The sequence below is a fragment of the Gordonia sp. KTR9 genome (assembly GCF_000143885.2).
GTDB lineage: Bacteria > Actinomycetota > Actinomycetes > Mycobacteriales > Mycobacteriaceae > Gordonia.
In genome coordinates, this window is sequence record NC_018581.1 from 887976 (window position 1) to 899887 (window position 11912).

Below are 11912 nucleotides of genomic sequence, written 5' to 3' on the forward strand. Positions count from 1 at the left end.
TGGTCATGGTAGGAACCGCATCGAGGACCTGCCATCCGTGTGCGTCCCGGTCACCCCACGCGCGCATCGGCATGAGCCCGCTATCGATAATTAGGTAAGCCTAAGTTACATTGAGTGGCGCGCCCGCGGGAAGAGGTGGTCGTCGACGTGGAGCGCCCGCGGGGCTGAGCAGCGAACACCACGGCCGCACCCGCTACCGCAGATACCAGCAGGCAAGCCAACCGTGGCGTCGACATGCGCTGTGGCAGAACGGCATACGGAGGACACGAGTATGAACGCAACCCACCCGTACCCCCCTCACGTCGAGGATTCGGGCCCCGCCCACCACCGCCGGATCGCCTCCCCAGCGAAAGGCGACGTGTGACCACCTCCCCGTCAGCAGTGCACGGAACATCCCAGGCGGCGAGCCGGCGGCAGGTTCGTCTGGTGGTCGCGACGGTGTTCCTGACATACACCGCGATGATGGTCATGACCCCGTTGATCGCGCCACTCTCACGTGAGATCGGAATCGCGGAGTGGCAGGTCGGGCTCGTGGTGTCCACCGCGGCGGCATGTATCGCGGTGGCCGGTCCCATCTGGGGTCGGCTGTCTCAGCGGGTCGGCCCCAAACGCATCCTGACGGCCACGGTCGCCAGCGGGACGTGCGCGATGGTCGTGTTCGCCGCGGCCGCACAGGCAGGCGTCGAGGGCGCCCTGTCGGCCGGTGCCGTTTTCGTCGTGATGCTGCTGGTCCGGGGCGTGTGGTTCGGCCTGTCCGAGGCGGCGGTGATCCCCACCGCTCAGGCCTACATCGCCTCGGTCACGCCCACCGTCGACGAGCGCGTACGAGGCGTGGCCGCGATCGGCGCCGCCACCGGCACCTCCATGATCGTCGGCGCTGCGGCGGGCGGGCTGTTGGGAGGTGTGTCGACCCTGGTGCCGCTGTGGGCCGTGCCCGTGATGCTCGCCGCAACCCTGCTCGTGATCGTCATCGCGCTGCGTCCAGCCGAACCGGCCGAGGAGACGGTTGCTCCGCGCCGGGTGTCGTTCACCGATCAGCGGGTGTGGCCTTTCCTGTTGATTTCCTTCGGGCTGTTCACGGCGCTGGGGTTCATCCAGATCCTCGTCGGCTTCCTGGTCCAGGACCGCCTCGCGCTCGATACCGAGCAGGCCACCCTCATCACCGGGATCGCCCTGCTGATCGCCGGCGTCGGCCTCGTGATCAGTCAGGGGATCGCGGTACCGCGACTGCACTGGTCCCCGGTGCGATACATCCGTGTGGGTGCGCTCATCGCGCTCGGCGGCTTCTGTCTGCTGGTCCCGGACTGGGGAGCTCTCGGCCTGCTGGTCGCGATCTTCCTCATCGGCGTCGGCCTCGGCATGGCTGCGCCGGGGTACACCGCCGGGGCGTCGCTCGCTGTCACCGCCGACGAGCAGGGCAGTGTCGCCGGACTCGTCGCCGCCACGAATGCCCTCACCTTCATCGTGGCGCCGGCGGCGGCGACCGCTCTGTACGAGACTTCCCAACAAGCCCCGCTGGTAGCCGCGACGGTCACGACCCTGCTCATCGCCGTCTTCGCCTTCACCCACCCACGCCTGCGAGTCACGACCGGCGCGTAGAACGGGTGGACTCTACGGGCCGTCAGGTGAACCGCAGCACCGCCCAGAGGGCGACCACCGCGACGACGAGCGTCGCCGGGACGGTGAGTGCGCCGAGGCGGAGGTACTCGCGGGAGGTCGGGGCGCCCGTGCCCCCACCGGAACCGTCGCGGTGCATGATGTCGCGCCACAGCAGGTTGGCCAGCGACCCGAAGTAGGCGAGGTTGGGGCCGAGGTTGACCCCGAGGAGCATCGCGAGCACCAAGCCCGGGTCGTGCGCGACGAGCGGGATGAGGAGCAGGGTCGCCGGCAGGTTGTTGACCAGGTTGGCCAGGACCGCGGCCAGCGCGGCGACCGCCAGCAGCGCGAGGAGGGTGGACTCGCCGGGGATCAACCCGCCGATCCAGTCGCCGATCGGGCCGGTTCGGACCGGGAGGATGACGACACCGAGCACGGCGACGAACCCGAGGAAGGGGAGGTTCACCGCGATCAGCGTGTCCCGCAGGGTGGGTAGCGGGGCGTCGAGCAGCCGCGGCACGGTGAACGCGACCGCGCCCACGCCGGCCACCGCGGCCAGGGGGACGCCCAGCGGTTCGGTCACGACGAAGGCGACCAGCAGCAGCCCGAGCATCGCGAGCATCAGGGTGGGGCGGGGTGGATCCCCGACCGCGGTGTTCTCGCCGGAGTCCGAACCGGAGGCGGGCGCCGCGCGCGCGAGCGAATCGGCGAAGTACAGGCGGAAGATCAGGTATTCGACGACGATCGCGGCGACCCAGGGTGCCAGCATCACGCCGGTGAAACCGAGGAAGCTCAGCCCGGTCGCGGAGAACGCCAGGAGGTTGGTCAGGTTGGACACCGGCATGAGGGTCGATGCGGTGTTGGCCAGGTGGGCGTTCGCGAACGCCACCGGTGTCACCCGCGCGCCGATCCGCCGTGCGGTGGCGACGGCCACCGGGGTCAGCAGGACGATCGTGGTGTCGAGGCTGAGGACCGCGGTCGTCGCCGCGGCCGCGAGGAAGACGATGCGCAACAGTCGATGTGGCGAGGCCCTGCTCCACCGGGCCAGGAGCGACCCGATCCAGGTGAAGACGCCGGCGCGGGCACAGGCGTCGGCGACCACCAGCATCGCGGCCAGGAAGCCGATGGTCGGCGCCATCGTGGTGATCTCGTCGGCAGCGTCCTGGAGGTCGGCGAGACCGAGCGCGATGAGTAACGCGGCGACCGGTGCGGCCACCACCACGGCCGGAATACGCTGGGCGACAACGGTCGCGACGATCACGACGAGCAGGGCGGCGACACCGACCACGGTGCCGGCGACGCTGTCCGCGGTGAGGAGCACCGGGACAGGCTACGTCACTCAGTCACGGGCGTAGGTGTCGTCGCGGTCCGGGTCGGGCTCTGCCACGTCCGACGGCACCTCGACGACGCGCCGCGGGGTCAGCCACAGCAGCGCCACCGAACTCACGAGCATGATCCCGCCGAGCACGAGCGACGCCTGCTCGAAGGGGGCGTAGAAGGCCTCTCGGCTGCCCTCGGCGATGGTCTCCGCGAGGTCGGCGGCCTGGCCGGACAATCTGTCGACGACCACCGTCGCCTCGGCGAGGGACCGTTCGATCAGCGTCGAGGCCTGCTCGGCCTCGGCGATCATGGCCTGGCCACCGGCGCTGTCGCCGGCGGCGATCCGCTGCTGACCGGCTGCGGCCAGCTGTTCACGCGCCAGTTGTGCGGTGTCACCGATCCGCGACTGATACCCCGCGGCGACGATGCTGCCGGCGATCGCGATGCCGATCGCCGCGCCGATCTCGCGGGCCGTGTCGTTCACCGCCGAGCCGACACCCTGGTTGTCGAGCGGGGTGTTGGACATGATGGCTGTCGTCGCCGGCGCCGAGGCCAGGCCGATACCCACGGCGATCACCGCGACCACCCCGGCCAGCGTCCAGTAGGTCTCGTACCGGAACGAACCGAGGAGGATCAGGCCGACACCGGACAGCAGCGCACCGCCGGCGATCACGAACTTGAGCGAATCGAGCCGCACGGCAAGCCAGTTCGCGAACAGCGTGGTGAGGCCGACGCCGGCCACGAACGGCATCAGCGCGAGGGCGGACTGCAGCGGCGTGTAGCCGAACACCAGCTGCAACAGTTGCAACAGCAGGTAGAACATGCCGAACGAGGCGAGGAACTGGACCGCGACCGACAGGGACCCGGATCCGAACGCGCGGTTGCCGAGTAGCCGGACGTCGAACAGCGGTGACGTCGACCGCAGTTCCACGACGACGAAAGCCGCGGCGAGCAACACGCCCCCGATGATGCAGACCAGGACGACGGGATCCGCCCAGCCCCGATGCGGAGCCTCCAGGAGACCGAGGACGACTCCGGTGATGGCGAGGACCGAACACACCGTTCCCAAGATGTCGAAGCGGCCGGGGTCGCTGTCCTTCGACGTGCCGATGGTCAGACAGAGGGCGGCAGCCACGGCCGATGCCGCGGCGAAGGTGATGAAGATCGAGTGCCAGGAGAAGAACTCGAGGAGGAGGCCGGTGACCAGGAAGCCGGCGATCGCTCCGCCGCCGGCGATCGCCGACCAGATGCTGATCCCGACCGCGCGTTGACCTTCCGGCATCCCGGAGGTGATGAGGGACAGCGTGGTCGGCATGATCAGCGCCGCGGCGGCGCCGGCGAAACACCGGGCCAGGATCAACTGGGTCGGGCCGTCGACCCAGATCGCCACCAGCGAGGCGACTCCGAACAACACGAGGCCGGCGATCAGGACCTCGCGGCGACCCAGCCGATCGCCGATCGCGCCCGCCGGGAGCAGCAGCGCCGCGAGCGCCAGGGTGTACCCGTCGACGATCCACGTCATCTGTCCGGCGTCGGCGCCGGTGTCGATCGCGATGTCGGGCAGGGCGGTGTTGAGGGCCGCCATCGCGGCCACGACCATGCTGACCGACAGACAGGCGACGAGGACGAGCCACGCAGACTTCGCGTCGAGGCGGATGGCGGACGGTAATCTCATTCGGCGTCCTGCGCTTTCGGGGTCTGCATGCGGCGACACATGTTCGGTCGGAGGCACGATCGCCGCCGCCGAGCCTGTGTTGCGATTTCGTTATCGCGACACGCTATGTGGGCGCCAACGCTACTCGAGTAACTTGTGACACATTTATCACTGCAGTATCGATACCGGGCGAACGCGAGACCGTGCCGGTCCCCGTTGGCCCCGGACAACCGAAAGTGGTGACAGGTCATGGCCTCACCCCGAATCGCACGAACCCCCGCCGCTGCTACCCCCGCTGTCGCGACCCCGGCCGCATCGCCCGACGTCGCCCCGAACGGGACCGAGATCTCGCCTGCTCGCGTCCACGTGTGGCGTGTGCTGTCGATGCTGGCCGCGCTCATCGGCGTCGTCGTGGCTCTCGTGGCCATCGCGTCGTCGGCGGTCTGACCCGACTCCGTCGGAGGGGCGGTCTGACCCGACTCCGTCGAGATGTCGGTGTGACCGCCGACGACGCGCGCGCCGACTTCTAGGCGGCGTGCCGCTCGATGGCGGCACCCAGACGCGGCAGTGCCGCGATCACGTACTTCTTCCCCTTGCCGCGCAGGGAGTTGTACGCCTTGGCGAGTGCGGGCTTGGCCGTCTCGGCCTGCTCGTCGGTGACCGACAGCAGGGCCTCGGCCGCCGCATCGCTGTGGGCCGTCAGGTGATCGCCGAAGGCGACTCCGGCCGGCTTCGAATCCCAGAACGGCGCCAGCGCCTTCAGGAAGTCCTCGGCCATCTGATCGGTGGCGCTGCGCACGACACCGGGCTTCACCTTCTGGACCGCGGAGTAGGCGGTCTTCACAGCAGCGCCGCTCAGACCCGACTGGTCGGCCACCTCGGCGTCGATGACACCGACGAGGTCGGTCACCAGTGCGCTGCGGTTGTCGGCGAGTAGGGGCGTCAGCGAATCGCTCATGGGCGTCTCCTCGGGGATATGCGACATGGAACCTGCGGGCCGCCTCACGGTCCGCGTGTGTAGCGTACTGGCCCCACGCGACAGCGTCGCCGGGCTGCGTCCGAGCCGTCGCGGCCCCGGGACTATCGACGACGTTCGCAGACCACATTGCCGAGGGCCTTCGCGCCGTCGCGTTCGGCGACGGTCGCGGTGGCCAGCAACCGGGAGCCGTCCTCCCAGACCTCGACCGCGAGGGTCTCGCCCGGGAACACCACGCCCGCGAACGATGCCGAATAGTCGGCGACCGCGGTCACGTCGCCACCGAGGACCTCGTCGACGATCGCGCGGCAGACCGTGCCGTAGGTGCACAGGCCGTGCAGGATCGGCCGGGGAAACCCGGCGCGAGAGGCGAAGTCGGGGTCGGAGTGCAGTGGGTTGCGGTCCCCGCACAGCCGGTAGAGCAGGGCCTGCTGGGGGAGCGTCGCGACGGTCAGGCGATGATCCGGCGCGCGGTCGGGATAGTCGACCCTCGCCGACGAACCGCGTTCGCCGCCGAAGCCGCCCTCGCCCTTGGCGAAGATCGACGAGCGGGAGGTCCAGAGGGTCTGGCCGTCGTCGTCGGCGGTCACCGACTCCTGCACGATCACCGCGGCCGAACCCTTGTCCTGGATCTCGGCGATCCGGGTGCGGGTGGTCGCCTTGCCGCCGGCCGGCAGTGGCCGGTAGGCCGTCACCTGCTGGCTGCCGTGGACGACCTTCGCGAGGTCGATGTCGATGCCGGGGAACGACACCTTCGGGGGTTCGGTGGTGTGGAAGCCGGCGGCCACGGTGGCGAAGGTGGGCAGCACCTTCGGTGTCGAGTCGTGGACGTACTCGAGCCCGGTGGTGTCCATCGGGTCTGATGCGGCACCCACCGCGAGGTTGTAGAGGGCGGCGTCCGACGCCGACCATTCGAAGCTCACCTCGGGCAGCTCGGCGCCGAGGGCGACGGAGAGGTCGATGGGCATCGTGTCAGGCTCCTGTGGATGCGGGGGCGGCGGCTTTGGCGGCGATGTCGGCGGCGGCGAGGTAGCCGAACACCATGGCCGGACCGATCGTCGCGCCCGGACCGGCGTAGGTGTGTCCCATGACCGGGGCGCTGGTGTTGCCCGCCGCGTACAGACCTTCGATGACCGAGCCGTCGGCCCGCAGAGCGCGACCCGACGCATCCGCATTGATCCCGCCCTTGGTGCCGAGATCGCCCGGGACCATCTTGACCGCGTAGAACGGGCCCTTGCTGACCTCGCCGAGGCTCGGGTTGGGCTTGTTGGTGATGTCGCCGTAATAGTGGTCGTAACCGCTTGTGCCACGCCCGAAGTCCTCGTCGACGCCCTTGCGGGCGAAACCGTTGAACCGCTCGGTGGTGGCGGTCAGTGCGTCGACCGGCACACCGATCTTCTCGGCCAGTGCCGCGATGCTGTCGGCCTTGACGACGACACCCGACTCGAACCACTTCTTGGGCAACGGTTGTCGTGCGTTGATGCCGGCGAAGAGGTAGCGGTTGCGACAGCGCTGGTCGAAGATGAGCCACGACGGCACGTTCTCGCCGGGACCCTCGCCCTGACCGAACCGGCCGCCGTACATCTGGTGCACCGCTTCGACATACGGCAGGGACTCGTTCATGTAGCGCTGTCCGCGCGTGTTCACCATGAACGTTCCGGGTACCGCCCGCTCCGACAGCGCGAACCACGGACCGCGCGGCAGCGGGATCGTCGGGCCCCACCAGGCGTCGTCCATCAGGGACACCGCGGCGCCGATCTTGAGTCCGGCGTTGATGCCGTCGCCGGTGTTGCTCGGGGCGCCGGTGGTCCACTCGGAGCCGATCGGGTCGCGCTGGTACTTCTTGCGCATCTCGTCGTTGTGTTCGAACCCGCCGCAGGCGAGGATCACGCCGTGGCGTGCTCGGATCTCGACGCGCTTGCCGTCGGACTCGGCGATCACCCCGACGACGCGGCCGTCTTCGGTGATGAGGTCGGCCAGGCCGGTGTTCAGCCGGACCGGGACGCCGGCCTGGCGTACGCCGATGAGGAGTTCGGCGGCCAGCGCGGCGCCCATGGCGATCAGCTTCTTGCCCCGGCTGCGCGCCCAGAAGAAGCGGCTGCCGACCTTCGCCATCCGCAGCGGACCGCGCCAGTGACGCAGGCCGGTGTTGAGCCAGCGGTAGTCCGACTGCAGCACCACCATGTTCAGCGGTGCCTTGGTGTATTGCGGGTGCAGGGTCTTCAGGTCGTCCCCGAGGCGGCGCGCGTCGAACGGGCGCGGCTCGATCGACCGTCCGGCGAGCCGGCCGCCGGGTGCCTCCGGGTAGTAGTCGGAGTAGTTCTTCACCCACTCGAGGTCGAGGGGGGCGTGTGCCATCAGGAAGTCGAGGGCCTCGGGCCCACGGTCGATGTAGGCGTCGATCCGATCGGCCGGGGCATGGTCGCCGATGATCGCGTGGACGTACTCGCGGGCCTTGTCCGGTGTGTCGATGACACCGTCGCGGCGCAGCACCGAGTTGTTCGGGATCCAGACCCCGCCGCCCGACCGCGACGTCGAGCCGCCCCAGTACGGCGACTTCTCGATCAGGACCGTCGACAGGCCCTTCTGAGCTGCGGTGATCGCCGCGCTCAGACCCGCACCGCCGGCCCCCACGACGACGACGTCGAACGTCTCGGGTGCCGGGGTCTCGGATCGGGTGCTGGTCTGTTCTGGTTCGGTCGAGCCGGCCATTGGGTCCCCTTCGTGCGCGCAGCTGGAACGTGTTCTACCTGAATTAGAACACGTTTCAGAAATGGGACGCCAGGGGTGGGTGATCGTGCCCGCGCGGGTGGCGGTCAGAGGCCCGGCGAGAGTGCTGAATACAGGACGGGGATGTCGCGGGCCCAGTATGGCCAGGCGTGGGTGCCGACGGGTCGGAAATGCGTGGCCGGGCGCAGTCCGGCGGCGCGCATCCGGGCGACGAAGTCCCGCGAGCACGTGTTCACCAGGCTCTCGAGCACCGCGCCGGTGGTGATCTTCTCGAGGCGGGAACGTCCCGGATCCAGCCTGGTCAGCCGGTCGAGGGGGCTGGGTGCGCCGGTCCCGGCGGCGATGAAGATGTGTTTGCCCTGCAGGGCGGACAGCCGACGCGCCGGGTCGTGGTCGGCCCACCCCGGCCCGTTCCAGGCGCCCCATATGTTCGTGGGGTCGCCACCGTCTCTGATGACGGCGGCGCGGATCTGCGACTCGTTGACCGGACCGGTGGTGGGAGGGCAACCGCTGATCGAACCGACGCCGGTGTAGATCGCGGGGCGACGGGTCGCGAGTGTGAAGGCCGCTTGGCCGCCGGCGGACAGCCCGGCGATCGCGTTTCTGCCGGTGCCGTGAAACAGGCGGTCGACGAGTGGGGGGAGTTCGCGCGTCAGGAAGGTCTCCCACTGCGGGCGGCCGAACCTCGGGTCCGCGCGGTTCCAGTTCGTATAGAAGGCGCCCTGACCGCTCGGCATGACCACGTTGACCGTTTTGTCACGGAAGTAGCGATCGACGCGGGCTTCGGTGATCCAGTCGCTGACCGTTCCCTTGTGGCCGCCGCCGTCGAGGAGATAGAGCGTGCCGCGAGGGCCTCGGTGGGCCGGGTGCAGCACGGTGACCGGTACGTCTCGGCCCATGGAAGGTGAACGGATGAGCAGGTCGTGTCGATGATCCTCGACCGCAACACTTCTCACCAGTGTCGCGGTCGGGGCCCCGGATGCGACCCCCGGTGTCCACAGTGCCAGTGCCGCCGCGATGAGGGTGGCTGACAGGAGTCGCCGTCCACCGGATCTCATCCCGGCAGCAGACCCAACTGGCCGAGGAAGTCGAGCTGGTCGAAGTAGAGGTGCTCGGACACGAGTTCCGAACCTCGCACGCCGTAGGTTGCGCTCCACCGGAACGTCACGGACCTCCCGGTGGGGTCGACCGCGCCCTGCGGGCTCTGCAACACGCCGTCGTGGACCCCGGCGAAGACTCCCTCGACCGAGGCGTGTTCGGCGTCGATGACGTAGGAGTGAACGGAGAGTCGGCCGTCGGGGAACGCGCCCTGGAAGACCGACAGGAACCCGAGCACCTGGTCCCTTCCGGCGAATGACCCACCCGGAGCGATCAATTCGGCGTCGGACGACCACGGCTCGTTAGCGGGCTCACGGGTGTTGAACGCGTCGATGTGCGCGTCGATCACCGTTCGTGCATCGGTCATGTCAGTGCTCCTCCTGGGGTGTCGTCGGTCGGGTGGTTGGGATGGTTTGGTGGCTGTTCGCGGTGGTCAGGTCGTCGAGTTGGGTGGACACGATGCGTGCCGGGTCGTAGTCGGCGATCGCGCGCGCCATGCGGGCGCATCTGCCTGCCAACTCGTCGTCGGCGAGGACGCTGGCGACCGCATCGGAGATCTGCCGGGGCGACGGGCGCCGGGTTCCGAGATCCACTCCGACTCCGAAATGTCGTACACGGGCGGCGACTTCGGGTTTGTCCTCCCCGCCCGGCGCGACGACGACGGGCACCGAGTGGCTCAGCGCGTGCAGCACGCCGCCGTAACCGCCGTTGGTGATCATGACCGAGGTCCGCGGTAGGAGCGCGTCGTAGTCGAGGTATTGCGAGATGGTCGCGTTGCCGCTCGGGATCACCGACCGGGGATCTGCCCCGCCGGTGCTGACGACGACCCGGACGTCCATGTCGGCCAGCCCTGTCAGCGTCGGTTCGACGAGTTGGGAGAAGTCGTGGTTGTCGAGCGTGCCCTGCGTGACATGCACGATCGGGCGGTCGTCGTCGAGCAACTCCGACCACCATGGTGACATCGTTCGGGCGTCGTCCGGGGGATGTGCATGTCGGTCGAGCACCGGCCCCGCGAACACTGTGTCGGCGGGCAGATCGGGCCGCGGGTACTCGAACTCGGCGGGACCCAGTTGGACGAATCTGTCGAATGCGCGGGAGAGGTCCAGGACGAAGTGGTCGAGCGAACCGCCGGCGCCCCGGGCCAACTCTCGTGCGCGTCGCTGTGTCGATGCGAACAGGACGTGTCGGACCATGAGGTGTGCGAGTCGATTTCGTATTCTCCCGGCCGGGCCGCCCATGGGTCTCAGGCCGCTGTTGAACGGTGCCACATGGGGGCTCGTCTGCGCGAGCGGCATGGTGCCGAGACCGAGTACGGGCGGCCGCCGGCTCGCGGGGCGGGACAACAACGGGATGATTCCCGCGAACGTGCCGTCGCACAGCACCGCATCGACGTCGTGAACGCCGAGGGCAGAGTCCACCGCGCGGGCCTGGTCTGCGAGCGGGTCGATGAACGTGCACTGCACCTGGTATCGGGACAGGGCCAGCCCGCGGTAGCGATCACGGTCCGGAGTGAAGCTGTCGGGATCGCGCTCGTCCAGGTCGGCCGTGCCGTCGAGCGGGTGAGGGATCATGCCCGCGGCGGCGACCTGGTCGGTGAAACGCGAACCGGTCACCACGATCACCGTGTGCCCCCGGTCGACCAACGTGCTTCCGACGGCGATGACCGGTCCGACATGACCTGCCAGGGGCGTACTGCACATCAGGTATGTCGACATCCAGCCTCCGTATATTCGATAGAGCCAGACTCTATCGAATATGTGTCGAGGTTGCTGGGAAACGATTGTGTGCGGGGTATCGTCGCTGATCAGGCGCTATACCCGACGAGTGCCGCCCCATCGCTCCCGCGGGGACGTTTGTCGACGCCGCGCTAGAATCGATGGAATTCGACACCAACCGTAGCGGAGGCCGGCATGAGCAGACGCCCGTACACTCCGCGTAAACGTGCGATCAGCGCGGCGCACACACGCTCGAGAATCCTGGATGCCGCCCAAGAGCTGTTCGTCGCCCAGGGATATTCGCGGACCACGCTGCAGCAGATCGCCGACCGTGCGGGCGTTGCCGTGGGCACCGTCCATCAGGCGGGTTCGAAGGCGTCGCTGATGATGGCGGTGCTCGAGCGGGGGTTCACCGGCGACGAGAAGTTCGTCTCGCTACTCGAGCGGCCCGAGTTCATCGCGATCATGGAGGAGGCCGACACCGCCCGGGCCATCGACCGCTACCTCGACCACATACTTGCCGCGAACAGCCGGATCGCAGATCTGTGGCACGCCGCGACGCTCGCCGCGGATTCCGATCCCACCATCGGGGAGCAACTCGAACGATCCGAACTACGCCGGCTCGACGACGTGCACACCGGTTCTCACTGGTTCGTCCATCGCAACCTCATCGAGGACACCGAGGTCGACGAATTCGCGGACATCCTCAGCCATCTCACCAGCCCGGCCACCTACCGCTACTTCACCGTCGAACGGGGATGGACCCCCGCACGACTCAAGAAATGGATGATCGTCAGTATCGAGGCCGCGATGCGGTGACGAC

Annotated in this window: 11 protein-coding genes; 3 read left to right on the forward strand and 8 right to left on the reverse strand. The window is 68.7% G+C overall.

Annotation, left to right across the window (positions count from 1 at the left end; all coding sequences use genetic code 11):
• Positions 1 to 360 precede the first annotated feature (360 nt).
• Positions 361 to 1599: an MFS transporter gene (locus KTR9_RS04805; protein ID WP_014925459.1), complete on the forward strand. Its 1239-nt coding sequence runs from the start codon at positions 361 to 363 to the stop codon at positions 1597 to 1599.
• 22 nt (positions 1600 to 1621) lie between these two features.
• Here KTR9_RS04805 and KTR9_RS04810 read toward each other — a convergent pair whose 3' ends face one another.
• Positions 1622 to 2917, reverse strand: a complete 1296-nt coding sequence (locus KTR9_RS04810; RefSeq protein WP_014925460.1) for an SLC13 family permease — start codon at positions 2915 to 2917, stop codon at positions 1622 to 1624.
• Between the two features lie 18 nt (positions 2918 to 2935).
• Complete coding sequence (locus tag KTR9_RS04815) at positions 2936 to 4591, reverse strand: MFS transporter (protein WP_014925461.1); 1656 nt, start codon at positions 4589 to 4591, stop codon at positions 2936 to 2938.
• Positions 4592 to 4819: 228 nt separating this feature from the next.
• On the opposite strand from KTR9_RS04815, the gene KTR9_RS04820 reads away from it, so the two are divergent.
• Positions 4820 to 5017 carry a hypothetical protein gene (locus tag KTR9_RS04820; protein WP_010842145.1) on the forward strand — a complete coding sequence of 66 codons (198 nt, stop codon included), beginning with the start codon at positions 4820 to 4822 and terminating at the stop codon, positions 5015 to 5017.
• Between the two features lie 79 nt (positions 5018 to 5096).
• On the opposite strand, the gene KTR9_RS04825 is transcribed toward KTR9_RS04820, so the two are convergent.
• The 6 genes from KTR9_RS04825 to KTR9_RS04850 all read right to left on the reverse strand — a co-directional run bounded on the left by KTR9_RS04825 (position 5097) and on the right by KTR9_RS04850 (position 11089).
• Positions 5097 to 5528, reverse strand: coding sequence for a DUF6918 family protein (locus KTR9_RS04825; RefSeq protein WP_010842144.1), 432 nt, complete (start codon positions 5526 to 5528; stop codon positions 5097 to 5099).
• Positions 5529 to 5650: 122 nt separating this feature from the next.
• Entirely contained in the window at positions 5651 to 6514 is an 864-nt protein-coding gene (locus KTR9_RS04830; protein ID WP_014928740.1) for a MaoC/PaaZ C-terminal domain-containing protein, read from the reverse strand.
• A 4-nt stretch (positions 6515 to 6518) separates the two neighbouring features.
• Complete coding sequence (gene kstD, locus KTR9_RS04835) at positions 6519 to 8258, reverse strand: 3-oxosteroid 1-dehydrogenase (RefSeq protein ID WP_014928741.1); 1740 nt, start codon at positions 8256 to 8258, stop codon at positions 6519 to 6521.
• A 104-nt stretch (positions 8259 to 8362) separates the two neighbouring features.
• Positions 8363 to 9334, reverse strand: coding sequence for an alpha/beta hydrolase (locus tag KTR9_RS04840; RefSeq protein ID WP_014925462.1), 972 nt, complete (start codon positions 9332 to 9334; stop codon positions 8363 to 8365).
• Positions 9331 to 9741: an ester cyclase gene (locus KTR9_RS04845; RefSeq protein ID WP_014925463.1), complete on the reverse strand. Its 411-nt coding sequence runs from the start codon at positions 9739 to 9741 to the stop codon at positions 9331 to 9333. Before KTR9_RS04845 ends, KTR9_RS04840 begins: the two co-directional genes overlap by 4 nt.
• Before the next feature lies 1 nt (position 9742).
• Positions 9743 to 11089 (reverse strand): nucleotide disphospho-sugar-binding domain-containing protein, encoded by a 1347-nt coding sequence (locus KTR9_RS04850; RefSeq protein WP_044505901.1) that lies wholly within the window; start codon positions 11087 to 11089, stop codon positions 9743 to 9745.
• Positions 11090 to 11284: 195 nt separating this feature from the next.
• Between KTR9_RS04850 and KTR9_RS04855 the strand changes: the two genes are divergently transcribed.
• The gene (locus tag KTR9_RS04855; protein WP_014925465.1) at positions 11285 to 11908 is read left to right on the forward strand and encodes a TetR/AcrR family transcriptional regulator; all 624 of its coding nucleotides are present in this window, start codon (positions 11285 to 11287) and stop codon (positions 11906 to 11908) included.
• Positions 11909 to 11912: the final 4 nt, after the last annotated feature.

What these genes read in the sequence shown, in the direction of transcription:
- KTR9_RS04815 (WP_014925461.1), bottom strand. Translation starts at nt 4,591, where the DNA reads ATGAGATTACCGTCCGCCATCCGCCTCGACGCGAAGTCTGCGTGGCTC.
- KTR9_RS04820 (WP_010842145.1), top strand. Translation starts at nt 4,820, where the DNA reads ATGGCCTCACCCCGAATCGCACGAACCCCCGCCGCTGCTACCCCCGCT.
- KTR9_RS04825 (WP_010842144.1), bottom strand. Translation starts at nt 5,528, where the DNA reads ATGAGCGATTCGCTGACGCCCCTACTCGCCGACAACCGCAGCGCACTG.
- KTR9_RS04830 (WP_014928740.1), bottom strand. Translation starts at nt 6,514, where the DNA reads ATGCCCATCGACCTCTCCGTCGCCCTCGGCGCCGAGCTGCCCGAGGTG.
- kstD (WP_014928741.1), bottom strand. Translation starts at nt 8,258, where the DNA reads ATGGCCGGCTCGACCGAACCAGAACAGACCAGCACCCGATCCGAGACC.
- KTR9_RS04840 (WP_014925462.1), bottom strand. Translation starts at nt 9,334, where the DNA reads ATGAGATCCGGTGGACGGCGACTCCTGTCAGCCACCCTCATCGCGGCG.
- KTR9_RS04845 (WP_014925463.1), bottom strand. Translation starts at nt 9,741, where the DNA reads ATGACCGATGCACGAACGGTGATCGACGCGCACATCGACGCGTTCAAC.
- KTR9_RS04850 (WP_044505901.1), bottom strand. Translation starts at nt 11,089, where the DNA reads ATGTCGACATACCTGATGTGCAGTACGCCCCTGGCAGGTCATGTCGGA.
- KTR9_RS04855 (WP_014925465.1), top strand. Translation starts at nt 11,285, where the DNA reads ATGAGCAGACGCCCGTACACTCCGCGTAAACGTGCGATCAGCGCGGCG.